Below are 24,962 nucleotides of genomic sequence, written 5' to 3'. Positions count from 1 at the left end.
GGCGGGCAGTCGCGGGCAGCGCCGTCCGCTTGCTTTCAGGGGTCGCAGACATGAAGAATTTCCGGGTTGCTGTTTGGGTGGCCATCATCATCGTCGCAGCGATGCTCGGATGGCTGACGCTGAACATCACGAAGACGAGGGATATGCCGCTCGCCGAGGGGCCGTTCGGCGTTCCGTTCACGCTCGTTTCCCAAAGCGGCGAGCCGATCACCGAGCAGGCGTTACGCGGCAAGCCGACCGCGGTGTTCTTCGGCTTCACGCATTGCCCCGAGGTTTGCCCGACGACGCTCTTCGAGCTCAATGGCTGGATGGAGAAAGTCGATCCGGCGGGCGACAAGATACAGGCCTATTTCGTCACGGTCGATCCGGAGCGCGATACGCCGGAAATCATGAACCAGTACGTCTCGAACGTCTCGAAGCGCATCACCGGCATCTCCGGTCCGCCAGAGAAGGTTGCCGACGTCATCAAGGGCTTCCGCGTCTACGCCAAGAAGGTGCCCGTGGATGAGAAGGATCCGAATGGTGAATATACGATGGATCACACGGCATCCGTCTTCCTGCTTGATTCCGAGGGCCGTTTCGCCGGCACGATCGCCTATGGCGAAAACCCGGACACGGCGGTAAAGAAGCTGGAGAATTTGATCAGCAAGGGATGAAACCATGGGGGCCGGGCATCGCAACATCCTGATCGCCGGTGCTGGCGCGACGGGTCTTGCGGCAGCAATCGAGCTTGCCCGGCGAGGCTTTCGCCCGCGCATCATCGACAGCGATGTAGGCCCGGTGCCGCTTTCGGAAAGCCGGGCGCTCGGCATCAATGCGCGCACGCTGACTTTGCTTTCGCCTTCCCGGGCCGCTGACGCAATCCAGCAGGAGGCCTATCGGATCGATCGCTTTCGGGTACGGGCGGGCAAGAAAGTGCTTTTCGAGATCGATCCTTCCAAAATCGACGGCCGCTTTCCGGCAATCCAGGTGCTTGCGCAGGGCCGTACGGAACGGCTGCTGCTCGGCAAGCTTTCGGACTATGAAGTCGAGCCTGAATGGCAGACGGTGCTTGAAAGCGTCACCGGCACGATGGACCGGCCGCATGTGACGCTGCGCCGCGCAGATGGCTCCCGGGAGGAAATCGACCTCGATATCCTGATCGGTGCCGATGGCGCACATTCCATCGTGCGCAAGGCTGCAGGCATCGGCTTCCCGGGCGAGGAGATCGAAGAGGCTTTCTATCTTGCGGACTACCGCTATCCGCAGCCGATCGATCCGCGTTACGTCGAGATCAGCCTGTTCAATCCCGGCATTGTCGGCCGGATTCCCGTTTCGGGCGATTCGGTGCGTTACCTCTCGACGCTTCCGGATTTCGAAAGCCGCATCGCCCATCCGGTGCCTGGCGGCGAATTGGTGTGGGCCGCGAATTTCCGCATCCATTTCCGGCATGTCGCGCGCATGTCCAAAGGTAACGTCTTCCTCGCTGGTGATGCGGCGCATATCCATTCGCCGGCGGGCGCCCGGGGCATGAATCTCGGCATCGAGGATGCCTGCTGGCTCGCCTATCTGATATCGGAAGGCAGGGAACAGGACTATGCGGACCTTCGAATGCCGGCGGTCAAAACTGTCTTGAAGCAGACCTATGGGCTAACGAGGCTGGTGACCATGCATCATCCGGTTGCGACCGGCCTTCGCAATTTTTTCGCACCACTGTTGATCCGCGTTCCGGGCTTTGCCAGGCGGTTTCTTCGCAGCGTTGCCGGTTATGACACGCCGCCGCCGGTCTGGATCGACGGCGCGCAATAGAAATAGGAAAAGTTCGAGTGAGTGAAATTCGCCTGTATGTAACGACGGCCGAAAAGAAGGCCGGGCAGGTTCTCGATCTGCTGACCGAAGTTTTCGGTGAAGAGGACTTCGCGATTGCGACGACCGAGATCGATGAGAAGAAGGATATCTGGGAAGCCTCCGTCTATATGATGAAGGAGGACGAGGACGAGGTTCGCCTTCGCGTCGAGGAGGCGCTTAAGGCGCCGTTCCCCGACCTCAAGGTCGAGCGCGAAATCATTCCCGATATCGATTGGGTGGCGAAATCCCTTGAAGGCCTGAAGCCAGTCCGGGCAGGGCGCTTCCTTGTGCATGGCTCGCATGACCGCAGCAGGGTCCGCCCCGGCGATATTGGTATCGAGATCGATGCGGGGCAGGCTTTCGGCACCGGCCATCACGGCACGACGGCCGGCTGCCTGGAGGTGATCGACAGCGTGTTGCGTTCGCGGCCGGTCGGCAATGCGCTGGACCTCGGCACGGGCAGCGGCGTCCTGGCAATTGCGGTGCGCAAGCTCAAGAATATCCCGGTTCTCGCAACCGACATCGACCCGATCGCCACGCGTGTCGCGGCCGACAACGTGCGGCGGAACGGCATTGCTTCGGGGATCGTTGCGAAGACTGCGCCAGGCTTTCATTCGACAGCCTTTGCGGAACACGGGCCGTTCGACCTCATCATCGCCAATATTCTGGCGCGGCCACTGATCAAGATGGCGCCGAAGCTGGCAGAGCACCTGGCGCCTTCCGGTTCGGTGATCCTGTCCGGCATCCTCGCAGAACAGCGCTGGAAGGTTCTTTCGGCCTATAATGGCGCGAAGCTCCGTCATGTCCGCACCATCTGGCGAAACGGCTGGGTGACGATCCATCTCGACCGTCCGTAAGCTACAGGCAAAAAAGAAGGCGGTGCCATTGGCACCGCCTTCGACCGTTAAACGGCCATGCCCGCGAGCTCAAGGAGGAGGAGCGCTCGAGCGGGCTCTACAGTTCTGATTGCCGGTCCGCTGAGGGAGGAGGAGAAACGAAGCGGCAAATAGCTCAGAACGCGTAGCTGGGTACACCCTTGTGGTGCGTGACCTTGTGGCCCGTGCCGAGCATTTTGAGGCTATCCCCATTGAGCGGGCGGCGCGCACCGATGACGTGATGCACAGTCTGGCGTTCGCCAGCCTGCACCGGGCTGCTGTAAGCGAAGCGCGACAGAGAGGCAGTCATTTTCATATCCTTTTCGTTGCGGGCTCGATTTCCGAACCCGTTTGATGCGCCGTATATAGCTATTCCCAAATCCTGAGGCAGAGGCTTTCGTTCATGGGAGCCATGCGTTCAATGCATAAAGCGTGCCAGTTTCGTTTTCCTTGCCACATTTCTGCCAAAATATTGAGCGGCCTGATATGGGGGAAAGTGGCTGCTTTTTCTCCCATTGCCCTGATTTTTCGATAACATGGGCCGCCCCGCTTTTTGGCGGATTCGGATATAGCTATTGGGTTTTCAGATGTTCCAGTCTTTTGAGGTGACCTCTACGCCACAATTCGGCCGCGATCGGGTTGGGCAACTGCGCGCGAGTTTCGAGGCGCTTGGCATCGACGCCTTTCTCGTGCCGCGTGCCGATGAATACAACGGCGAATATGTGCCGGCGGGCGCGGAGCGCCTGGCGTGGCTGACTGGCTTCACCGGGTCTGCGGGTATTGCGCTTATCACCCACAGCCAGGCGATCATTTTCGTCGACGGCCGCTACGTCACGCAGCTTGCCGAGCAGGTTGACAGTTCCGTCTTTACCGGCGGCGACCTCGTCAACGAGCCGCCGCATGTCTGGATTCCCAAGAACGGCAAGCAGGGGATGCGTCTCGGCATTGATCCGTGGCTGCATTCCGGCGCCGACGTGCGGCGTCTTGAAAAGGCGCTTGCCGAGATCGGCGGCACGTTGGTGATCCTGCCACACAATCCGCTCGACAGGCTATGGACGGATCGGCCGGCCGAACCGCTCGGGGCCGTCGTCATCCAGAATGTCGCCCAGGCCGGCACGCTGGCAAAGGACAAGATCGCGATGATTGCCGCCGATCTCGCCAAGAAGAATGCGGCAGCCGTGCTGATCGCCGATCCGTCTTCGATTGCGTGGATATTCAATATCCGCGGTGCCGACGTTCCCCATACGCCGCATCCGCTCGCCCGTGCCATCATCCATGCAGGCGGCAAGGCCGAGCTGTTCCTTGATAAGCGCAAGACCAGCATCGAGCCGGAAGCCTATCTTGCGCAGATATGCGTGCAACTGCCGCCATCTTCGCTCGACGAACGGCTTGCGGCCGTGTCGAAGGATGGCCGCCGAGTCATGATCGATCCGGACGTCGCATCCTATGCGCTTGCCGACATCATCCGCAAGGCAGGCGGCGAAGTGGTGGAGGGTGCCGATCCTGCCAAGCTGCCGCGGGCGGTGAAGAACCGCGTCGAACTCAACGGCTCGGCGGCGGCCCACCTGCAAGACGGCGCGGCGATGGTCGAGTTCTTCTGCTGGCTGTCGCAGGAAAAGCCGGGCACGGTGACGGAGATTGCCGCGGCCGAGAAGCTGGAGGCCGTGCGCGCAAGCGTCGGCCAGAACATGCAGAACCCGCTCAAGGATGTTTCCTTCGACACGATTTCCGGCGCCGGCGAGCATGCCGCGATCATGCACTACCGCGTGACGGTCGACACCGACCGGACGATCAATGCTGGCGAGCTTTTCCTGATCGATTCCGGCGCGCAATACATCAATGGCACTACGGACATCACCCGCACCGTCGGCATCGGCGCGGTTTCGGAAGAGCAGAAGCGCTTATTCACACTGGTGCTGAAGGGCATGATCCAGATCAGCACGGCGCGCTTTCCGAAGGGCACGCGGGGCTGCGATCTCGACCCGCTGGCGCGCATCGCGCTCTGGCGGGCGGGCGTGGATTTCGGGCACGGAACTGGCCACGGCGTCGGCTCGTATCTTTCCGTGCACGAGGGGCCGCAGCGCATATCGAGGCTTTCGACGCAGGAATTGTTGCCCGGCATGATCCTTTCCAACGAGCCGGGTTATTACCGGCCGGGCAGCTTCGGCATCCGCATCGAAAACCTGATCTATGTGCGCGAGGCGGAGGACATCGATGGCGGCGACATGCCGATGCTGGGCTTCGAGACGCTGACCTTCTGCCCGATCGACCGCACGATCGTTATTCCCGAACTGCTGACGCATGACGAGCTGCGCTGGTTCAACGATTATCACGCCCGCACCCGCGAAGCGCTGATGCCGCTGATCCACGACGCGGACGTCAAAGCCTGGCTGGAAAATGCGACGCTGCCGCTGGAATATTGAGGTTTAAGGCGCCACGCGGCCCTAGAACCCGATCGTGCGGCGCCAGGCCATGACGACAAGCCAGGCTGCGACGAGCATCCAGGTGTGCGACACCCTGAGACCGACGATGAGGGCGACCACAAGCGCCAGCTTGGAATCCCAGCCGCCATCGAAGAAGGCCGGTGCGACGATGGTCGTCAGCACGGCGGCAGGGACGGCGTTGAGGGCTGCCTCCATGCGCGGTGGGATGCGTTTCATCGTGGTGATGAGCACATAACCGCCAATGCGCGTTGCATAGGTCGCAACAGCCGATGCGAGGATCACAAGGACCATCTGGAGATCGAATTCCATGTCAGACCTCGTGCGGTTCGTTTTCGGGTTCGGGCTTAAGCGCGCCAGGCAATGGCAGCAATGCAGCCAAGGTGATGCCGGCCGCAGCACCCAGGCTGACATGCCAGGGTGAGCCGACATAATGGTAGGCGATCGCAGAGGCGACGGCGCTGACGAAGGCGACCGGCAAGAAGTTGTCGCGGTTGCGGAAGCCGAGCACGATACCAAGGAAATAGGCGGGCAGCAGGATATCAAGGCCGATCGCCTTCGGGTCGCCGATGAAGCTGCCGAGCAGCCCGCCGAGAAGGCTGACCAGCACCCAGGGCACGTAGATGATGATGCCGAAGCCGAGATACCAGATGAAGGTGACTGGCTTGCCCTCCTCGCCGCGCTTCACCATCTCGGCAAATTGCGGGTCGACGAGCAGGAAGAAGGTGAAGAACTTCTGCAGCGGCGTGAAATGGCGGACGTAGCGCGCGATCGCCGCCGAATAGAGAACATGGCGGAAATTGACGGCGAGAATAGAGGCGACGATGAGCCAGGCCTGGACGTTGTTTCCGAAAAGCTCGATGCCGACCATCTGGCTGGCACCCGCATAGACCGTGGCGCTCATCAGCGTCAGCTCGCCGAGCGACATGCCATTATCAACGGCAAGCGCGCCGAATAGTGCTGCGAAAGGCGCGGACGCCACGGCGACTGTGAAGCCGCCCCGCAGACCCTCGACGAATTCCGCGCGACTCATCGGCAGTTGTCCTCCTTCAAAAACGAACCTGCTCTATGTGCCCAGCGCCTCCGCCGCAATCGAATTTCCTTGATCGACCGATCGATTTCGCTGAACGGTGGAAATCTCTGACAATGGCAGGAGACGAGACGATGAAGCCGATAGACTTTTCCAAGGACGATAAGGCCGCGCTGATTGCGCGGGTCCAGCACTTCTTCGACAAGGAACTGGATCAGCCGGTCGGCCTGCTCAAGTCGGAACTGGTCCTCGACTTCTTCGCCAAGGAGATCGGCGCCGCCTATTACAAGCAGGGCCTACAGGATGCACATGCGGCGTTTCTGAAGCGTGCCGACGACCTTGCAGACGATATTTACGGGCTGGAGCAGGCGGCGCGGGACTGAGCCTCAGCCGGTGAGAGCCTTTTGGCTGTCGATGATCTCGATGCCGCGTGCGTGCATCTCGTCTATTGCGGCAGCCACCCCTTCCGGCGTGATGCCGCGGCTTGCATCTTCGATGAACCGGACCTTGATCCCGGGCATCATCTCCAGCGCATCGAGCGCCGAGAATTTGACGCAATAGTCTGTCGCCAGGCCGCAGACGTCGAGCTCTGTCACGCCCTGGTCTTCGAGGAAATCGGAAAGCCCGGTCGAGGCATCCCGGTCGTTGTCGCGGAAGGCGGAATAGCTGTCCACCAGCGGATTTTCGCCCTTTTGCTGGATGAGGTCGATCTCTTCGGATTTCAACGCCGGATGCAGTTCCGCGTCGAGGGTGTTCTTGACGCAGTGATCCGGCCACATCATCTGTGGCTTGCCGGAAAGCTCGCCCATTTCGAAAGGCTTCTTGCCCGGATGGGAGGAGGCAAAGCTTCCGTGGCCGGGTGGATGCCAGTCCTGCGAGGCGACGATCAGATCGTATTTGCCGCTGTCGATCAGCTTGTTTGCGACCGGCACCACCTGATCGCCGTGCGGCACCGGAAGATTGCCGCCCGGGCAAAAACCATTCTGAATATCGACCAGCAATAACGCTTTCATCAGGCGACTCCATACGTTTGCGGTGCAGCATGCCAAGCGGATATGCCGCTATCAACTAGTGGATTTGCAGGTGGTCAAGCGCAAGCTTTTTTTGGAGGAAGCGCGGATCGGCCGCGAGTGAGATGGCGCGACGCGGCCTGCCGCGCGCCGCCTCATCGGGTAACGCAGGCCCCAAGCCTATCCCAGCGGCACGGGCGGCGATGCAATGGCCATGTGTTTCGTGGAAGTCGGCCTGGCCGCGCTGCCGGTAGCCCGCCGCTTTGATCCAAGCTTTCGGATGCTGGCGCTCATCGACCATGATGGCCCCAGGGCGCTTGGCGGCGAGTGTTTCGCAAGCGATCCAGACATAGCCGTCGCCGGCGGGAGCGTGAGGCCACGCAAAGCCTGGTCGAGCTGATCCGTGGTACCGGCCGGTGCCCCGCCGCGATGAAGCCAGAGTGTCGTCAGCCTGGCCTTGCTTTCCAGCGCCTGCTCCTCTTCGGGGCCTGCAACCTCGGCGACCACGAGCGCATGGGCGAAAGCCGGTAGTTAGTTCCTCGAGGCGGCGGCCGATCGCGGGAAGGGCGGTCTCGTCGCCGACAAGCAGATACCAGTCGAAGTCGGTCGTGAGATTTTGCAATCCTTGTCTGTACGCCCGGACCGCGAGCGGATTGGACGCCAATCGGCTTATGCGCCCACGGGGCGTGTCTTGGCCGCTGGCGAAAACACGGCCGTCGCGCTAGATTTCTCGTCCGGCCAGGCGAGGAGACCACTATGGCAATCAGCATCGTGCAACTGGGCTCGCCACGAAGCAAGGATGAGGGCTTGCGCATCGGCACCGTGCGCCGCCCGCCGCGCGGCGTGCCGAAGGAGGAGTTTGCGAGCCGTGACTATTACGACGTCTGGCTGCCGATGCTGTCGCCGAGCCAGGAGCTGGTGGCCGAGGCCAAGGCAGCGCAGACCGAAGCCGAGTGGAACGCCTTTTCCCGCGCCTATCTCAAGGAAATGGCCGCACCCGACACCAGTCGGGTCCTCGACACGCTGGCCGCACTCTCGCACACCGCCAACTTCGCCGTCGGCTGCTACTGCGAAAACGAAAGCCGCTGCCACCGCAGCCTGCTGCGCGGGCTGCTTACGGAGCGTGGCGCGCAGCTCAGGGCGAAGGCCAGCGCCTAGAGGGCAGATGCGCTCTCTTGCCGATCCCGGTTATTTCTGCCTTGCTTGGCCACGAATAGCAGCCGGGAGCCAGCCATGACCGAGCCAGGGCCAGAAGAGAAGATCGACGCCACCTTCCGCAACGGCTCGCTGACGGCTGCGGGCATCATTCTCGGCTTTTCGCTGAGCTTCATCAGCCGCTGGGTCTCCAATCCGAACGACTGGAGCCGCATCGACATCCTGCCGATGCTGCTCCTGACCGTCGGCATCGGTCTGCAGGTGAAGGTCTTCGCCGATCTCTTGGCGCGGGATTCGCTGATTGCTGCCAAATACGACCGGGCGCGGCGGCTCTTCCTGATCGGATTGGGCATCGTCGCCATCGGCATCGCGATCGCGCTCGTCAACGATATTCTGGGGATGGGCAAGATGCCGATGCTGGGGTGAGCGGGCATGAATGCCCGCTCCACAAGACGTTCGGCACAGGCTTCTATCCGGCCGTCAGGTTTTGCTTGGGCGCAGCGCCGTCGCGTCGCCATCCGCATGGATGGTTGTAGAGGTCAGGTCCCAACAAGCTTGTTGCAAGCTGCCAGCGCAATGCCCGGATTGCTGAGAACGGCAATCACCAGAGACAGACCAATCACCGATAGTGAATAGCGTTTCATCTCAATCCTCCTATACCAGCCCGAAGGGAGTATGGGGGAGGGAGGGCGGAGGGGGAAGTCACGAATGGGTGAGCTGCTTGACGCCGATGTCGGAATGAGGCCCCAGCCCGTTCGAACAGCGTTTCGAGCTCTCGTCTGCAACGATTGCCGAATGCCGGATACATTCAACCGATGGATGTCGCAGGGATAGAGTGAAATCAAAGTTGCGTGTGACGAATCCGAGACGGCTTTTTCTTCAAGCAATGGGGCGGCATAAACGCGAAAAAAGCCGGCCGTGAATGTCAGGGTCAGACTTCTGACGAGGATGCCGCGCCGCGCAGGCCGGCTCGTCAAACCCGCTCGACAAACCCATCCAACACCCTCTTCTGCCCGGCCCGATCAAAATCGATCGTCAGCTTGTTGCCCTCGATCCCGGTAATGTTCCCATTGCCGAATTTCAGGTGGAAGACGCGGTCGCCCATCTGGAAGCGGGAGGGTTCGGTGGACGTGGATTTGGCGACGAGTTCGCCTTCGATGGTGCGGCCCTTGGGGCCGCTTTCGCCGTAGCCGATACGTTCGACCGCGTGGCCCGAGCGGGTGCCCCAATTGTCGCGGGTGGCGTCGGTCTTGTTGGCTTGGGCGCGTTTCCAGCCGGGGGTGGAATAGGAATTGGCGAAGGGGTCGGCCTTGTCGAAGCGCGACTGGCCGTAGCCGCCGCGGCCGTAACCGCCGTAGCTCTGCTCGACTTCGGCGACTTCGACATGGGTTTCCGGCAGTTCGTCGAGGAACCGCGAGGGGATGGTCGATTGCCAGAGGCCGTGGATCCGGCGGTTGGAGACGAACCAGATGTGGCAGCGGCGCTTGGCCCGGGTGATGCCGACATAGGCGAGGCGGCGCTCCTCCTCAAGCCCGGCGCGGCCGCTTTCGTCGAGCGAGCGCTGATGCGGGAAGAGGCCTTCTTCCCAGCCTGGCAGGAAGACAGTGTCGAATTCCAACCCCTTGGCCGAATGCAGTGTCATGATCGAGACGGCGTCGAGGTCTTCGTTCTGCTCGGCATCCATGACCAGCGCGACGTGCTCCAGGAAGCCACGCAACGACTCGAAGCTCTCCATCGAGCGGATGAGTTCCTTGAGGTTTTCCAGCCGGCCGGGCGCTTCCGCCGTCTTGTCGGCCTTCCACATGTCGGTGTAGCCGGACTCTTCAAGGATTTGCTCGGCAAGTTCGGTATGTGGAGTCGTTTCAAGCCTTTGCTGCCAGTTCCTGAAGCTATGCACCACGTCGAAGAGCGCCTTGCGCGCCTTCGGTTTCAGCTCGTCTGTTTCAATGATGTCGGCGGCTGCGGCGAGCATCGGAATGTCGCGGGCACGGGCGTAGTCGTGCAGCGCGCGCACGGTCGTGTCGCCAAGGCCGCGCTTCGGGGTGTTGATGATGCGCTCGAAGGCCAGGTCGTCGGCGGGCTGGGCGACGAGGCGGAAATAGGCCATGGCATCGCGGATTTCGAGGCGCTCGTAAAAGCGCGGGCCGCCGATGACGCGGTAGTTGAGGCCGAGCGTCACGAAGCGATCTTCGAATTCGCGCATCTGGAAGGAGGCGCGCACCAGGATCGCCATGTCGTTGAGGTTATGTTGCTTGCGCTGCAGGACCTCAATCTCCTCGCCGATGGCGCGGGCTTCCTCTTCGCTGTCCCAGGAGGCATGCACCTGCACCTTGGCGTCTTCCGGATCGACGCGGTCGGTGAACAGCGTCTTGCCGAGCCGGCCCTCGTTGTGCGCGATTAGATGCGCGGCGGCGCCGAGGATGTGTTCGGTCGAGCGGTAGTTGCGCTCCAGCTTGATGACCTTGGCACCCGGGAAATCTTTCTCGAAGCGCAGGATATTGTCCACTTCCGCGCCACGCCAGCCATAGATCGACTGGTCGTCGTCGCCGACGCAGCAGATGTTGATCGTGGTGTCTCTGATCTCCCCTCTTGTGGGGAAGATATCGGGCGAGCCGACAGAGGCGGGTGTACTCGCGCCGCTGTCGGAGGGGATATCGCCCTCTGCCCTGCCGGGCATTGCTCCCACGAGGGGGGAGGTCGACTTGCGGCTCGGCCGCTGCGCCAACAGCCGCAGCCACATGTACTGCGCAGTGTTGGTATCCTGGTATTCGTCGACGAGGATATAGCGGAAGCGCTGGTGGTATTCCTTGAGCAAATCCGGGTTTTTGCGGAAGATGGCAATGGGATGCATCAGCAGATCGCCAAAATCGCAGGCGTTCAAGGTCATCAATCGCGCCTGGTAGGCGAAGTAGAGTTCCCGGCCCTTGCCGTTGGCAAAAGCGCGGGCGTCGCCTTCGGGAATGTCGGCGGGGCTAAGGCCCTTGTTCTTCCACGTATCGATCATGCCGGCGAATTGCTTGGCCGGCCAGCGCTTGTCGTCGAGGCCCTCGGCCTGGATCAGCTGCTTGACGAGGCGCACGACGTCGTCGGTATCGAGGATGGTGAAATCGGACCGCAGGCTGACGAGCTCGGCGTGGCGGCGAAGCAGCTTGACGCCGATCGAGTGAAAGGTGCCGAGCCAGGGCATGCCTTCGACGGCGCCGCCGACGAGTAGCGCGATGCGTTCCTTCATTTCGCGCGCCGCCTTGTTGGTGAAGGTGACGGCGAGGATCTGCGAGGGAAAGGCGCGCCCGGTGCTCAAGATATGCGCGATGCGGGTCGTCAGCACGCGAGTCTTGCCAGTGCCGGCTCCCGCCAGCACAAGCACCGGGCCTTCCAGCGTTTCGACCGCTTCGGTCTGTTCGGGGTTCAGGCCTGCGAGGTAGTCCGGCCGCTTGCCGCCGTCGCGGGCAGCCATGGCGCGGGCGGCGATCCCTCCGGCTGCAGGGGCGGGCGCCTGCGGCTTGCGCGGCGCTTCGCCCGGTTCTTCGTCGAAGAAGGGGATATCGTCGAAACTATTGCTCATGGCGCGTAATGTAGTGATTCGGGATGGAAAGGCCAGAAAAGATGTTCTTGGTTCATTCCAGCGCCTCCAGGACGAATCCGACCGTTGCCGGCGCGGCGCATTTGGGGCGGCGGCAGATGCCCAAAGTAGCAATTGGCAATTCGAGCCGGAAATACGCCTCCGCTCAAGCAAAAGTGACCTGTTTTCGCAAGGATGGAGATTACAATTCTGTAATGACTGGCGCGTGCGCTTGATGGCCGCTTGTAAAGGGGCGATATTGCCGCAGTCAGGTGGGGAATATGTCTAAAGGCGCTCTTTTCGATCGTCCCAGGTCTGACCCCTTGGTCCCTCCGGAGACGTGAATGGCTTTTTGGAAGCAGTTTGTTCTTTCTCTTATCGTTATTGCGGCCGGCTTTGCCGGATGGATTTTTCTTGTGCCGGGTGCGGCTGATGTTTTGAGAAATGCCGGCGTCCCGGAAAACATTGTCGCCAAGGTGGCTCCTGCCGTGGAGTCCGGTGGCGGTGGGTCGGGGCAAGGCGAGGGCGCCCAGGGCGGCGGAGGACGCAATGGCGGCGGGCGCAACAGTGCCGTTCTAGTCGTGACCCAGGCCGTCGTGCAGGGCGTGGTCAACGACCGGCTGAACGCGATCGGCACAGGCGACGCGATCCGCTCGGTGGTGGTGACGCCCCAGGCAATGGGCACGATCCGTGAAATCCTCATCAAGTCCGGGGACAAGGTCAAGCAGGGTCAGGTGCTTGCCAAGCTCGACAGCGAGGAGCAGGTGATCGCCAAGGGGCAGGCCGAAGTGGCGCTGAAGAGTGCGATCGAGAAATCCAATCTCTATCACAACATCAAATCCAGCGTTGCGCGCATGGACGTATTCGATGCCGAGATTGCCGAGCAGGGCGCGCGGCTGCAGCTGCAGGCCGCCGAGCTCAATCTCACCCGGCGCAACATCGTGGCGCCGATCGATGGCATCGTCGGCATCGTCCCAGTCAACATCGGCGACAACGTGACCACCAGCACGCCGATCGTGACGCTCGACGACCGCTCGGAAATCCTGGTCGACTACTGGGTGCCGGAGCGCTTCGCCAATACGGTTTCCGTCGGCCAACCGGTCGAGGTAACGTCGGTCGCGCGGCCGGGGCAGGTGTTCACCGGAGTCGTCCAGGCAGTCGACAACCGCATCGACGCGGCCAGCCGGACGCTGCGCATCCGCGCCAAGATCGACAACCGCGCCGACGAGCTTCGCGCCGGCATGTCCTTCAATGTCAGCATGAAGTTCGCAGGCGAGAAATATCCTGCGGTCGATCCGGTTTCCGTTCAGTGGGATTCTCACGGCTCTTTCGTCTGGCAGGTGGTCGAGGCCAAGTCGCACAAGGTGCGCGTCAGCATCGTGCAACGCAATCCGGATTTCGTGCTCGTGAAAGCCGGCATCAAGGATGGGGACGCCATCGTGACGCAGGGTCTGCAGCGCGTCCGCGAGGGCGGGCCGGTGCGGACCGGCAATGAACTGGCATCGAACGACGGGGTCGCGACACAATGAACGTGACCGTCACCGAACTTCCAGAGAGAGCCTCCGGCAAGCAGACCTTTACGGCACTCTTCGTGCGGCGCCCGATCCTGGCGCTGGTTTTCAATACGCTGATGGTGGTGGCGGGTCTTGCTGCCTATGCCGGGGTCGAAGTGCGCGAACTGCCGGATGTCGACCGCCCGGTCGTGACCGTGCGCACCATGTTCGACGGCGCTGCACCGCAGACGATCGATCAAGAGCTGACGAAGGTCATCGAAGGCGCAGTTGCGCGCGTCAGCGGGCTGAAATCGATCTCCTCGCAATCGCAGTTCGGCCAAAGCCGGGTGACGCTGGAGTTTTCCGATACCGTCGATCTCGCCGTCGCCGCAAACGACGTGCGCGATGCGATCGGGCGCATCATGGAGCAGCTTCCGGACGATGCCGACGCCCCGCAGATCGTCAAGGCGGATGCGGATTCACAGCCGATCATGCGTCTTGCGGTCACCTCGACCAAGCTCAACATGGATGACCTGACGCTCCTCGTCGAAAACGAGATCGTCGACCGGCTGGCCTCCGTCGATGGCGTTGCCGATGTCGAGCAATATGGCGACCAGGAAAAGATCTTTCGGGTCGATGTCGATCAGGGGGCTCTTGCAAGCCGCGGGCTGACGGTCGGCGATCTGACGGAGGCGCTCGACAACTCCGCCCTCGACGTTCCTGCCGGATCGCTGAAGAGCACGACACAGGACATCGTGGTGCGCGCCACGGCGAGCCTGCAGAAGCCGGAGGATTTCGCCAATGTCATCCTGCAGGACCGCGTGCGTCTCGGCGATGTCGCGACGGTGACGCTCGGGCCGCGCGACGGCGATACGGCGCTGCGATCCAATGGCAAGCGCGGCATCGGCCTCGGCGTCATCCGCCAGGCGCAATCGAATACGCTCAATATTTCGAGCGGCATCAAGACGGTGGTCGAGCAGCTTTCGAAGACGCTGCCGGAAGGCACGAAGATCGCGATCACCAGCGACGACGCCGTGTTCATCCAGGGAGCGATCCACGAGGTTGTGCTGGCGCTGATCCTCGCCGGCGTCATCGTCACCGGCGTCATCTACCTCTTCCTGCGAGACTGGCGGGCAACCTTGATCCCCGCAGTCAGCATGCCGGTGGCTTTGATCGGCACGCTGACTGCGATCTATCTCGTGGGCTTTTCGATCAATATCCTGACGCTGCTCGCCATCGTCCTGGCGACAGGTCTGGTCGTCGACGATGCGATCGTGGTGCTCGAGAACATCGTGCGCCGGCGCGCCGAAGGCATGGGGCCGCGGGCGGCCGCCGTCCTCGGCACGCGCGAGGTCTTCTTCGCAGTCATCGCGACCACGGCAACTCTTGCCGCCGTCTTCATTCCGCTGTCATTCCTGCCGGGGCAGGTGGGCGGTCTCTTCCGGGAGTTCGGCTTCGTGCTGGCCTTCTCGGTCGGTCTGTCGTCGATCGTCGCGTTGACGCTTTGTCCGATGCTCGCCTCGCGCATGCTGACGAAGCCGATGCTGGAGGATCATGGCGCGCTCGGCCACTTCGGCGAGGCGTTTGCGCGCGTCTATCAATGGAGCCTGCAGCGTTGCCTCAACGCGCCCCTGGTCGTCATTGTCGCGTCGGTTTTATTTGCCGGGGCGGCGCTTGTCGCCTTCTCGACCGTCAAGAGCGAGCTTACGCCGAACGAGGACCGCGCCATGGTGATGATGCGGCTCACCGCGCCGCAGGGATCGAGCCTCGAATATACGCGCGACAAGCTGCAGCTCGTCGAAGAATACCTGCAGCCGCTGGTCGACCGCAGCGACATCAGGAACGTCTTTTCGATCTCCGGCCAGGGCGGCTCGGCCAATAGCGGCTTCATGGTGCTGACGCTGGCACCCTGGGGCGAGCGCGACCGCACGCAGGCGGAGATCGTCCAGGACATCAACCGGGCGGCATCGCGAGTTCCCGCTCTTCGCGGCAATGCGATATCTTCGAACAGCCTGCGCATTCGCGGCGCCGGCAGCGGCCTGCAGATGGCGCTCGTCGGCAATGACTACGACCGCCTGACGACTGCCGCCGTCGAGCTGGTAGAGGCGCTGAATGCGACCGGGCGGTATGATACGCCGCGCCTGACCAACGAGCCGACGCAGGCGCAGGTCTCCGTCACGATCGACCGCGAGCGGGCTTCCGATCTCGGCATCGATATCACCGGGCTTTCGACGGCGATGCAGTCGCTGCTCGAGGGACGCTCCGTCGTCGACGTCTTCGTCAATGGCGATGCCTATCCGGTTCTGCTCACGTCGACCATGCGGCCGATCGATGATCCGACGGATCTCGAAAACGTCTTCCTGAAGACCGGCGAGGGCAAGATCGTACCGATGTCGGTCATCGCTTCGATGAAGGAAGGCGCGGTTGCGCCGCAGCTGAACCGTGAATCGCAACTCGCATCCGTCGCGATCACGGCAGGCCTCAAGGAGGGCATGTCGCTCGGCGATGCCGTCAAGCAGGTGACGGAACTTGCCGAGCCGATCCTGCCGCCAGGGGCGCGTCTTATTCCGCTTGCCGAAGCGGCAACACTCGAAGAGAACTCCACCGGCATGGCACTCACTTTCGGCTTTGCGATCGTGATCATCTTCCTGGTGCTGGCGGCGCAGTTCGAAAGCGTGCTGTCCTCGCTGATCATCATGTCGACCGTGCCGCTTGGGCTTGCTTGCGCCGTCTTCGCGCTCATTATCACGGGATCGAGCCTCAACATCTACAGCCAGATCGGCCTCGTGCTGCTCGTCGGCGTCATGGCGAAGAACGGAATCTTGATCGTCGAGTTCGCCAACCAGCTCCGCGACCGCGGGGTAGAAGTGCGCGAGGCGATCGAACGCGCCTGTGCATTGCGGCTGCGCCCGGTGATGATGACGATGATCGCCACCATCCTCGGCGGCGTTCCGCTGGTCTTTGCGCATGGCGCAGGCGCGGAAGCGCGTATCGCGCTCGGATGGGTGATCGTCGGCGGACTGGGTTTCGCAACGCTGGTCACGCTCCTTATCACGCCGGTCGCCTATCTGCTGGTGGCGCGCTTTGCCAAGCCGCATGCGCATGAGGAAGCCCGTTTGCACGAGGAGATGGCGATTGCGGCGCGGCCGAAACCGGTGCCCGATCCCAAGCACCTGCAGGCCGCGGAGTAGATTTCACGGCGTCTGCTTAAAACGTCGCCGCCTCCCATCGCGGCGGCGTGTTCGTGGTCAATGAAGGTTGCAAAACAGAATAAATTTCTTCTGAACGTTAGATGTTTCTTAAGCGTAAAACGCAATGATCTACCCGTAACCGATCCGATGCCTCAGCGTTTCGGAGGCTTGCCCACCCGCTGATTTCAGCGCCCGAACATGACGTTTCGCGGACACGGTTCGCTGTTTGTAAGTAGCATGTAGTTGTGTTCGGAGTTCTGTTCCCGTGAGTATTTTTCAACGCACATCTGTCGATGCGGCGCTGCATACGCTTCGTGATATCAACCACAGCCTGACGCGGACGCAGAACCGCGTCTCGTCCGGCCTTCGGGTCGAACAGGCCCGCGACAACGCCGCCTACTGGTCGGTGGCGACGACGGCCCGCTCCGACAATAAAGCGCATGCTGCCATTCAGGATGCGCTCGGCATGGCGGCCGCCACAATGGGTACGGCCTATACGGGCGTTGCCCGCGCCGTTGACGTCGTCTCCGAAATCAAGGCCAAACTTGTCGCTGCGACCGAACAGGGCGTCGACAAGGAAAAGATCAATGAGGAGCTGACGCAGCTGAAGGGACAGTTGCGCTCCGTCGCCGAAGCGGCGGCCTTCAACAGCGACAACTGGGTCGTCCTGACGGATGAGGACAATCCCACCGAGCCGAAGCAGATTCCGGCGTCCTATATCCGCAATGCCGACGGCACGGTCGCCGTCGGCACGCTGACCTATCATATCGACCTGCCGTCGACGGGCGTCACCACATCGAAGGATGCCCGCTACCTCGTCGACGACCGTTCGGGCGGGAGCGGCGAATACGGCGCTCTGACGTCATCCTATTTCGCGACGGAAATGGGCGCTTCGCAGAATTACGTCATGATTTTGAGCAAGGCCGGCAATACCGCCGGACAAGCGGAGATCGGGCTTTCATCCTCGACGACAAAAAATCAGGTAAATGAGATGATCAGCGTAGTGGACGCCATTCTCAGGCAGACGACCACCGTGGGCTCGGCTTTTGGTGCCCTGGAAAAACGCATCGAGCTGCAGGACGAGTTCGCGAAAACGCTTTTCGACGCCTACAGCTCAGGCATCGGGCGTCTGGTCGATGCCGATATGGAAGAGGAGTCGAGCAAGCTCACGGCGTTGCAGACGCAGCGGCAGCTCGGCCTGCAGGCGCTCTCGATCGCCAATGCCAGCTACGACACCGTAAGACAGCTCTTCCAGGCCTTCTAAACGCATGCGGTCCCGCCTGTCTCGATATTATCGAGCCTGTCGAGACCGCTGTGGCAAATTGGCGATATCTTCGGGATTTGTGCAAGCGAGACGTGTCCATTCGACTGATTTTGTTTTATCGGAGGGGACGCGTTCATCTTGTTGCCGCATTCCATAATATTTGCTCGGGCCAGCTTCGAACGGAGAGCTTTCTGTCCATGATCAAGAAATTCGTACTTCTGGCGATGGCCGCCAGCTACCTGACCGCCTGCACCACGACCGACCCCTATACGGGCGAGCAGAAAATGTCGAACACCGCAGGCGGGGCAATGCTCGGAGCTGTCGGCGGAGCGCTTGCGGGTGCCGCCCTTGGCGGGCGCGGGCACGGCGCGCGCAATGCGGCGCTGATCGGCGCGGGCCTCGGCGCGCTCGCAGGCGGCGCGATCGGCAACTACATGGACCAGCAGGAAGCGGAACTCCGCGCCCAGCTCCAGGGTACCGGCATTTCGGTGACGCGTAACGGCGACAACATCATCCTGAACATGCCGTCGAACATCACCTTCGACATCGACCAGGACGCCGTGAAGCCGGGCTTCTATCCGACGCTGAACTCGGTAGCGGTCGTGCTCAGGAAGTTCAACCGCACATTGATCGATGTCAACGGCCATACCGATTCCACCGGCAGCATCCAGCATAACCAGGATCTGTCGCAGCGCCGCGCCCTTTCGGTTGCCGGTTATCTCGGCGGACAAGGTATCGACCAGCGTCGCGTCTCCGCCGTCGGCTTTGGCCCGTCGCAACCGGTCGCGTCAAACGCGACGGAGGCTGGCCGCGCCCAGAACCGCCGCGTCGAGATTCAGATCGCGCCGATCACCCAGAGCTGAGCTGCGCCACATTTATCAAAAACGGCCGGGTCATCGCCGGCCGTCTTTCGTTTCAGGCATGCATCGTCGCGCCCTTAGTGATTTTGTCGACGATCTTCCTGCCGGCGCGCAGAGCGACGCCCACGACCTTTGCGTCTTCCGGCGCGTATTCGGCAAATACGGCGCGATTGGCGGCGTCATGGCCGGTTGCAAACATCTCCTCGATGAACAGCGAGGATGGAATCTCGCGTTCCAGCACGCGGCGATGTATCGCTGAAATCGTCGCCTCGTCGGCCGATAGCACGATGATCGGCTGGACTGACATGGCATTGTAGGTGTTGCCGGCGCGGTCCCTGTAGGCCTCGCCGATGATCGCGGAATCTTGCCCGGCGATGCCGCTCATCAAAAAGGCGGTTACATTGAGCTTCTGCCATGACGCAAGATTGTTTCGCAGAACGATCGCAATTTTGGTATCAAACATTCCAGTCTCTTTCATGCGGTTTCGAGGTCGCGTTGAGCCAGAATGTAACGCCGCAGGTTTTCGAAGGTCTTGAACGTTTGTGCGTGCCGCAGGGCGGCGACGGCATTGTGGCAGCGCCAGCCTTTCCCGGGATCGAGCGCATCGAGGCGAAATTCAGCGGAAATGCCTTCGAGCCGCACCGGCACGACACCTATGGGCTCGGTGTGACGCTGAAGGGTGTGCAGACCTTCTCGTATCGCGGCGAAAGGCGCTTCAGCATGCCCGGTCAGGTGATCGTGCTGCATCCAGACGAGGTGCATGACGGCGGGGCAGGCACCATCGACGGGCTGCAATACCGTATTGTCTACCTGGAACCCTCGCTGCTTGCCGAATGCCTGGAAGCCGAGAAACTCGGGCTGCCTTTTGTCGACCAGCCTGTCATCAGCGATCCGGTTCTTGCCGGCGTCCTGCTTGGCGCACTGACTGATCTCGATGGAGGGCTCGACGAGCTCTTCGTCGACGATTTCGTGATGGGCATAGCCGACGGGCTTGTAAGGCACGCGAAGGCATTGCGCAGGCTGCCCGCCAGCATAGCCTGGAACCAGGCCTGTTGCGCCCGCGACTACCTTGAAGCACATGCGACGCGAACGGTGCGTTCTGGCGAGCTTGAATCGGTAACAGGACTCGACCGCTTTGCGTTGTCGCGGCATTTCCGGGCTGCATTCGCGACCAGTCCGCATCGCTACCTTCTGATGCGGCGGTTGCAGCAGGCGCGGGCGATGATCGGCGAGGGCAGCGAGCTATCGGACGTCGCCTTTGCCACCGGCTTTGCGGATCAGAGCCACCTGAACCGGCATTTCAAGAAAGCCTACGGCATGACGCCGGGCCAATGGGCCGCGCTCAGGCGGGGCTCTCTGCCAGGCCGCTCCTCCGCGCGATGAAGCGCGCGAGCATCGGCCCGGTAAACAGGATCACCACAAACCTCCCCACCTGCATCGCCATGACGAAGGGCAAGTCGACATCGCTAGAGGCGGCGATGATAGCAACCGAATCCGCACCGCCAGGGCTGGTCGCGAGATAGGCTGTCAGCGGATCGATACCCGCGAATATGTGCAGGGCCACGGCCATCAGCCCGCAGATCGACATCAAAAGCAGGATCGAGGCGGAAACGCGTGGCAGAGCGCGGGCGGCATGCTTCAGGATCGAACGGGTGAAACGCAGTCCGATGCTCCAGCCGATCAGGGCATAGCTGATCGCGAGCAGCCACATCGGCAGCTCGATCGTCAGGAGGTCGAAACCCTGCAACAGAGAGCCTGCCAGAAGCGGAAGGATGATGGTGCCGCCCTGGACGCGGAAACGGAAGGCGGCATAGACGCAACAGCAGGCAAGCAGCACAGTCGCGGCAAATGCCGGCCAGTCGATCGGCGGGAAGAGAATAAGCGGTGGCAGCCCGCCGTCGGCCGCGACCCAGAGGCGTGAGACGCCGGAAGCGGCTACGCAGACGAAGACGACGCGCAGATACTGCATGAAGGCGACAAGGCGGGCATCGGCGCCATAGGCCTCCGACATGATGACCATGGCCGAGGCGCCGCCGGGGGAGGAGCCCCAGACGGCCGTAGTGCCAGGCAGCACCTGCAGCCGCGTCAGGAGATAGCCGAGCACGCCTGCGATGGCAATCACCGATACGATGACCAGCATGAAGAGCGGCGCATCCTTGGCCATCGTGGCGAGAATGTCCGGCGTTATGGCGCGCGCCATCATCAGGCCGACCAGAGCCTGTCCGAATTGCAAGGGCCAGTAGGGGACGCGAACTTGGCCCTTGCCGATCACCAGGGCGAGAAAGATCGCCGCGATCATCGGCCCAACGAGCAGCGATGCCGGAAGGGCGAAAAGTTCAAGAACGACAACGAGAAAGCTGGAGAGGCTAAGCAGCAGAACCCATCTCGGCAGGCTGGCTTCTCGTATGGCTCGGCTTGCGGCTTTAAACGGCATCGAACGCCTGTCTTTTCCGACTGATGGGCCGCGGTGAACGGCACGAAAATTCATCGGTAGCAACATATGGACCGGCCGGAGCAGCCGGAAATCTATCGCCGGTATATGGGCAGGTTAAGCTGGCCGCAATTGCGAAATATGGCCAGCTTGGCTAAAATTCCGCCTGGCGCGCGCAAGCCCAATGGCAGCGTTGCGACAGGCGCAAGCCCCCGGGGCTAGAGACGAACGTTGGCTGCGAGAAAATCGAGCAGTGCGCGGACGCGGGCGGGCAGAGGACCGCCTTGACCGATATAGACGGCATAGAATTCCTCGAGGTCGCCGGGGTTCATGTCTTCAAGGACAGATACCAGTCTTCCTGCGGCGATATCGGCGCCGACAGTGAAGACGGCAAGACGCGCAAGGCCGGCGCCGGAAAGTGCCAGGTGGCGCATCCCTTCGCCGTCGCCGACCTGAATGCCCGGGGTCACCGGCACAAGCACCGTGTCGTCTTGATCAAGTAGCGGCCACCCGCCGATGGCGCGGGAATAGGAAAAGCCGATGCGGCAGTGCTGTTGGAGATCGGCGATCGACTTCGGTTCGCCATGGCGGCGAAGGTAGTCCGGCGAGGCCACGATGAACTTGCGGGCTGCACCGAGCTTGCGGGCGATCAGGCTGGAATTCTTCAGCGGTCCGGCGCGGATTGCGACGTCGGCTCGCTCCTCCATGAGATCGACGACCTTGTCGGTGTAGGAAATGTCGAGCGTCACGGCCGGATGAAGCGCCATGAAGGATGATAGGAGGGGCGCGAGCACATGATTGCCGAAGGACGCGCTGGTATTGATACGGATCGGCCCGGCTGCCTGTTCGCCTGCTGAGGCATATCGCTCGGCCTCGGCGATATCGGCAAGGATGGAGACGCTCCTTTCGTAGAATGCGCAACCCTCCGGCGTGAGTTGCAGGCGCCGCGTCGAGCGATTGATGAGACGTATGCCAAGCCGGGCTTCGAGGCGGGCGATGAGCTTGCTGACGGCCGACGGGGTCATCCGGCAGGCGGTTGCCGCGGCGCTAAAGCCGCCAAGCTCGACGGCGCGCACGAAGACGTCCATTTCGCCGGCGCGATTGATGTCCTGACGGCTCATGATGAATTCAAATCACAAATGACTTTCTCGCTGGCAATCTATATCGCGCCTTAGTGAGTGTCTATCTCTCCTCAAGACAACAGGAGACAGATCCATGGAATACAGAAATCTCGGTGCATCCGGCCTCAGGGTGCCGGTCTTGAGTTTCGGCGCGGGCACCTTCGGCGGCAGCGGCCCATTGTTCGGCGCATGGGGCAATACCGACGCGGCGCAGGCGCGGCGTCTGGTTGATATCTGCATCGAGGCAGGCGTCAATCTCTTCGATACCGCCGACGTCTATTCGGCGGGTGCGTCGGAGGAGGTTCTGGGGCAGGCGATCGGCGGCAAGCGCGACGCCGTGCTCATCTCGACGAAGATGGCCTTGCCGATGGGCGACGGGCCGGCAGATTGGGGAACTTCGCGCTTGCGGCTTATCAAATCCGTCGATGACGCGCTTCGCCGCCTCGGCACAGACTATATCGATTTGCTGCAACTGCATGCCTTTGATGCCTCGACGCCGGTCGAGGAGATGCTTTCGACGCTCGATCGGCTCGTTGCTGCCGGCAAGCTCCGCTATATCGGCGCGTCGAATTTCGCCGGCTGGGAGCTGATGAAATCGCTCGCCGTGTCGGAGCGGCATGGCTACGCGCGGTACGTGGCACATCAGGTCTATTATTCGCTGGCGGGCCGGGACTACGAATGGGAGCTGATGCCGCTCGGTGCCGACCAAGGCGTGGGCGCGCTTGTCTGGAGCCCGCTTGCCTGGGGCAGGCTGACCGGCCGGATCCGCCGCGGCCAGCCGCTACCGGAAGGAAGCCGGCTGCACCAGACGGCCGAATATGGCCCGCCGGTCGATGACGAAATGCTCTTCAACATTGTCGACATACTCGATGAGATCGCCGTGGAGACGGGCAAGACGGTGCCGCAGATCGCCATCAACTGGCTGACCGCCCGGCCAACCGTATCCAGTGTCATCGTCGGGGCGCGCAACGAGGAGCAGCTGCGCCAGAACCTCGGTGCCGTCGGCTGGTCGCTGACGAAGGAGCAGGTCGAAAGGCTTGAAAAGGTCAGCGCGGTGTCGGCGCCTTATCCGTATTTCCCATACAGGCGGCAGGAAGGCTTCGCGCGGCTCAATCCACCGCTCGTTTGAGCCATCTCACGAGACTCTTGACTGGACAGGCGCCATCCGTTGTCCCATACCAACCTGCCCGTGACGGCGGATAGTATGGGAGATCAACAGGATGGCGCTCAGCGATGCAAAGGCTGGAAAACGCAACGAGGAGGGCATTTTCGCGGTCGTCGGCATCTTGAAACAGCGCTTCGGCGAGCGCTTCCAGACCGGCGAATCCTTCCGCGCCCAGCATGCACATACGACCACCTACATTCCGGCGCAGTTGCCCGACGGCGTGCTGTTTGCCGAGACGGCCGATGACGTGAAGGTCGCCGTCAAGGTCTGTGCCGAACAAAAGGTGCCGGTGATCGGCTTTGGCACCGGTTCTTCGCTGGAGGGGCAGGTGAATGCCCCGAATGGCGGGGTTTCGATCGATTTCAGCCGAATGAACCGGGTTCTCGAAGTGAATGCCGAAGACCTCGATTGTACCGTCGAGCCGGGCATCACGCGCGAGGAACTGAACGTTTATCTCCGCGATACCGGCCTCTTTTTTCCCATCGATCCGGGCGCAAATGCTTCGATCGGCGGCATGGCCTCGACGCGGGCGTCCGGAACCAACGCCGTGCGCTATGGCACGATGAAGGACAATGTGCTCTCGGTTACGGCCGTGACGGCCAATGGCAACGAAATCCGCACCGCGCGCCGGGCGCGTAAATCCTCGGCGGGTTACGATCTGACTCGCCTTTTCGTCGGCGCCGAAGGCACGCTCGGGATTTTGACCTCGGTGACGCTGCGGCTGCAGGGAATTCCCCAGAAGATCGCAGGCGGGGCTTGCTCCTTCCCGACAGTCAAGGCCGCCTGCGACGCGGTCATCATGACAATCCAGATGGGCATTCCGGTCGCGCGCATCGAATTGCTCGATGACGTGCAGATGCGGGCATGTAACGCCTATTCGGGTCTGATTTACGCCGAGAGCCCGACGCTCTTTCTAGAATTCCACGGAAGCGACGAGACCGTCGAGCTTCAATCGGCGCAGTTTGCCGAGATCGCGGCCGAATGCGGTGGCGGCGAATTCCTTTGGACGGCAAACGCCGAGGAGCGCAACAAGCTCTGGAAGGCACGGCACGATGCTTATTGGGCCTGCCGCGCACTGGCGCCCGGGCTTGCCGCACTTTCGACCGATGTTTGTGTTCCGATATCACGGCTTGCCGATTGCGTTGCCGAGACGCAGGCCGACATCCAGGAACACGGTCTTTTGGCGCCGATTGTCGGCCATGCAGGAGATGGCAATTTTCACGTGCTTCTCCTGTTCGACGACAAGACGGCGCAAGGAGTCGCGGTTGCGGAGAATTTCGTGGTGCGGCTCAACCAGCGGGCTCTCGCGATGGATGGAACATGCACCGGAGAGCATGGGATAGGACAGGGAAAGATGGCATTTCTCGAGCAGGAACTCGGCGGTGCCGTCGATCTTATGCGTCAGGTCAAGCAGGCGCTCGATCCTGACAACATCTTCAATCCGGGCAAGATTTTTCACCTTGTCTGAAAACGGAACAATCTCATGATCTTCGGCTTTGCTCCCGGCATGAATGACGGTAGTGTCGGCAACGGAATC

General features: G+C 61.8%; 23 protein-coding genes and 2 pseudogenes. 14 read left to right on the top strand and 11 right to left on the bottom strand.

All coding sequences use genetic code 11. From position 1 onward, the window contains the following. Window positions 1–50 precede the first annotated feature (50 nt). From RGR602_RS12240 to RGR602_RS12230, 3 genes are read left to right on the top strand one after another with little or no spacing between them, the layout of a single operon-like run. The gene (locus RGR602_RS12240; RefSeq protein WP_039845333.1) at window positions 51–656 is read left to right on the top strand and encodes an SCO family protein; all 606 of its coding nucleotides are present in this window, start codon (window positions 51–53) and stop codon (window positions 654–656) included. Window positions 657–660: 4 nt separating this feature from the next. Further along, a complete protein-coding gene (locus RGR602_RS12235; RefSeq protein ID WP_039845332.1) occupies window positions 661–1,788 on the top strand; it encodes an FAD-dependent oxidoreductase in 1,128 nt (375 codons plus the stop codon). A gap of 17 nt (window positions 1,789–1,805) precedes the next feature. After that, window positions 1,806–2,684, top strand: coding sequence for a 50S ribosomal protein L11 methyltransferase (locus RGR602_RS12230; protein ID WP_039845331.1), 879 nt, complete (start codon window positions 1,806–1,808; stop codon window positions 2,682–2,684). A gap of 154 nt (window positions 2,685–2,838) precedes the next feature. Here RGR602_RS12230 and RGR602_RS12225 read toward each other — a convergent pair whose 3' ends face one another. Continuing rightward, on the bottom strand, window positions 2,839–3,012 hold the full coding sequence (locus RGR602_RS12225; protein ID WP_165918524.1) for a hypothetical protein: 174 nt from the start codon (window positions 3,010–3,012) through the stop codon (window positions 2,839–2,841). A 277-nt stretch (window positions 3,013–3,289) separates the two neighbouring features. Between RGR602_RS12225 and RGR602_RS12220 the strand changes: the two genes are divergently transcribed. Beyond that, the gene (locus RGR602_RS12220) at window positions 3,290–5,125 is read left to right on the top strand and encodes an aminopeptidase P family protein (RefSeq protein ID WP_039845330.1); all 1,836 of its coding nucleotides are present in this window, start codon (window positions 3,290–3,292) and stop codon (window positions 5,123–5,125) included. 21 nt (window positions 5,126–5,146) lie between these two features. Here RGR602_RS12220 and RGR602_RS12215 read toward each other — a convergent pair whose 3' ends face one another. Further along, the gene (locus RGR602_RS12215) at window positions 5,147–5,455 is read right to left on the bottom strand and encodes an AzlD family protein (RefSeq protein WP_039845329.1); all 309 of its coding nucleotides are present in this window, start codon (window positions 5,453–5,455) and stop codon (window positions 5,147–5,149) included. 1 nt (window position 5,456) lies between these two features. Beyond that, window positions 5,457–6,176 (bottom strand): AzlC family ABC transporter permease, encoded by a 720-nt coding sequence (locus tag RGR602_RS12210; RefSeq protein WP_039845328.1) that lies wholly within the window; start codon window positions 6,174–6,176, stop codon window positions 5,457–5,459. A 131-nt stretch (window positions 6,177–6,307) separates the two neighbouring features. On the opposite strand from RGR602_RS12210, the gene RGR602_RS12205 reads away from it, so the two are divergent. Further along, window positions 6,308–6,556, top strand: a complete 249-nt coding sequence (locus RGR602_RS12205) for a DUF2164 domain-containing protein (protein WP_039846831.1) — start codon at window positions 6,308–6,310, stop codon at window positions 6,554–6,556. 3 nt (window positions 6,557–6,559) lie between these two features. Here RGR602_RS12205 and pncA read toward each other — a convergent pair whose 3' ends face one another. The 4 genes and pseudogenes from pncA to RGR602_RS39690 all read right to left on the bottom strand — a co-directional run. Next, window positions 6,560–7,186, bottom strand: a complete 627-nt coding sequence (pncA, locus tag RGR602_RS12200) for a bifunctional nicotinamidase/pyrazinamidase (protein WP_039845327.1) — start codon at window positions 7,184–7,186, stop codon at window positions 6,560–6,562. A 55-nt stretch (window positions 7,187–7,241) separates the two neighbouring features. Further along, window positions 7,242–7,484, bottom strand: coding sequence for a hypothetical protein (locus RGR602_RS38285; protein ID WP_039845326.1), 243 nt, complete (start codon window positions 7,482–7,484; stop codon window positions 7,242–7,244). Between the two features lie 113 nt (window positions 7,485–7,597). Then, window positions 7,598–7,690, bottom strand: a pseudogene (locus RGR602_RS39695) (siderophore-interacting protein); the annotation flags it as partial. 58 nt (window positions 7,691–7,748) lie between these two features. Beyond that, a pseudogene (locus tag RGR602_RS39690) lies at window positions 7,749–7,805 on the bottom strand (hypothetical protein); the annotation flags it as partial. A 134-nt stretch (window positions 7,806–7,939) separates the two neighbouring features. On the opposite strand from RGR602_RS39690, the gene RGR602_RS12190 reads away from it, so the two are divergent. Next, window positions 7,940–8,341 carry a DUF488 domain-containing protein gene (locus tag RGR602_RS12190; RefSeq protein ID WP_039845325.1) on the top strand — a complete coding sequence of 134 codons (402 nt, stop codon included), beginning with the start codon at window positions 7,940–7,942 and terminating at the stop codon, window positions 8,339–8,341. A gap of 75 nt (window positions 8,342–8,416) precedes the next feature. Further along, window positions 8,417–8,764, top strand: coding sequence for a hypothetical protein (locus RGR602_RS12185; RefSeq protein WP_039845324.1), 348 nt, complete (start codon window positions 8,417–8,419; stop codon window positions 8,762–8,764). 547 nt (window positions 8,765–9,311) lie between these two features. Here the strand turns inward: RGR602_RS12185 and RGR602_RS39685 are convergent. Beyond that, the gene (locus RGR602_RS39685) at window positions 9,312–11,903 is read right to left on the bottom strand and encodes an ATP-dependent helicase (protein WP_039845323.1); all 2,592 of its coding nucleotides are present in this window, start codon (window positions 11,901–11,903) and stop codon (window positions 9,312–9,314) included. A 341-nt stretch (window positions 11,904–12,244) separates the two neighbouring features. Between RGR602_RS39685 and RGR602_RS12175 the strand changes: the two genes are divergently transcribed. The 4 genes from RGR602_RS12175 (at window position 12,245) to RGR602_RS12160 (ending at window position 18,711) form a co-directional block, all read left to right on the top strand. After that, a complete protein-coding gene (locus RGR602_RS12175) occupies window positions 12,245–13,429 on the top strand; it encodes an efflux RND transporter periplasmic adaptor subunit (protein ID WP_039845322.1) in 1,185 nt (394 codons plus the stop codon). Between the two features lie 2 nt (window positions 13,430–13,431). Next, window positions 13,432–16,584, top strand: coding sequence for an efflux RND transporter permease subunit (locus RGR602_RS12170; RefSeq protein WP_039846830.1), 3,153 nt, complete (start codon window positions 13,432–13,434; stop codon window positions 16,582–16,584). A gap of 265 nt (window positions 16,585–16,849) precedes the next feature. Beyond that, complete coding sequence (locus RGR602_RS12165; RefSeq protein ID WP_039845321.1) at window positions 16,850–17,848, top strand: flagellin N-terminal helical domain-containing protein; 999 nt, start codon at window positions 16,850–16,852, stop codon at window positions 17,846–17,848. Window positions 17,849–18,045: 197 nt separating this feature from the next. After that, the gene (locus RGR602_RS12160) at window positions 18,046–18,711 is read left to right on the top strand and encodes an OmpA family protein (RefSeq protein WP_039845320.1); all 666 of its coding nucleotides are present in this window, start codon (window positions 18,046–18,048) and stop codon (window positions 18,709–18,711) included. Between the two features lie 52 nt (window positions 18,712–18,763). On the opposite strand, the gene RGR602_RS12155 is transcribed toward RGR602_RS12160, so the two are convergent. After that, window positions 18,764–19,171, bottom strand: a complete 408-nt coding sequence (locus tag RGR602_RS12155) for a DUF2000 family protein (protein WP_039845319.1) — start codon at window positions 19,169–19,171, stop codon at window positions 18,764–18,766. A gap of 32 nt (window positions 19,172–19,203) precedes the next feature. On the opposite strand from RGR602_RS12155, the gene RGR602_RS12150 reads away from it, so the two are divergent. Further along, window positions 19,204–20,091 carry an AraC family transcriptional regulator gene (locus tag RGR602_RS12150; RefSeq protein ID WP_039845318.1) on the top strand — a complete coding sequence of 296 codons (888 nt, stop codon included), beginning with the start codon at window positions 19,204–19,206 and terminating at the stop codon, window positions 20,089–20,091. On the opposite strand, the gene RGR602_RS12145 is transcribed toward RGR602_RS12150, so the two are convergent. Both RGR602_RS12145 and RGR602_RS12140 read right to left on the bottom strand, forming a co-directional pair. Next, window positions 20,051–21,142: an AbrB family transcriptional regulator gene (locus tag RGR602_RS12145; protein WP_039845317.1), complete on the bottom strand. Its 1,092-nt coding sequence runs from the start codon at window positions 21,140–21,142 to the stop codon at window positions 20,051–20,053. The genes RGR602_RS12150 and RGR602_RS12145 overlap by 41 nt on opposite strands. 215 nt (window positions 21,143–21,357) lie before the next feature. Beyond that, the gene (locus RGR602_RS12140; protein WP_039845316.1) at window positions 21,358–22,260 is read right to left on the bottom strand and encodes a LysR family transcriptional regulator; all 903 of its coding nucleotides are present in this window, start codon (window positions 22,258–22,260) and stop codon (window positions 21,358–21,360) included. A 94-nt stretch (window positions 22,261–22,354) separates the two neighbouring features. Between RGR602_RS12140 and RGR602_RS12135 the strand changes: the two genes are divergently transcribed. Both RGR602_RS12135 and RGR602_RS12130 read left to right on the top strand, forming a co-directional pair. After that, entirely contained in the window at window positions 22,355–23,389 is a 1,035-nt protein-coding gene (locus RGR602_RS12135) for an aldo/keto reductase (protein WP_039845315.1), read from the top strand. 91 nt (window positions 23,390–23,480) lie between these two features. Beyond that, window positions 23,481–24,893 (top strand): FAD-binding oxidoreductase, encoded by a 1,413-nt coding sequence (locus RGR602_RS12130; protein WP_039845314.1) that lies wholly within the window; start codon window positions 23,481–23,483, stop codon window positions 24,891–24,893. Window positions 24,894–24,962: the final 69 nt, after the last annotated feature.

This window comes from Rhizobium gallicum bv. gallicum R602sp (genome assembly GCF_000816845.1).
GTDB classification, from domain to species: Bacteria; Pseudomonadota; Alphaproteobacteria; order Rhizobiales; family Rhizobiaceae; genus Rhizobium; species Rhizobium gallicum.
The sequence above is the reverse complement of the archived record's forward strand: the minus strand, read 5'-3'. Positions and strand labels throughout refer to the sequence as shown.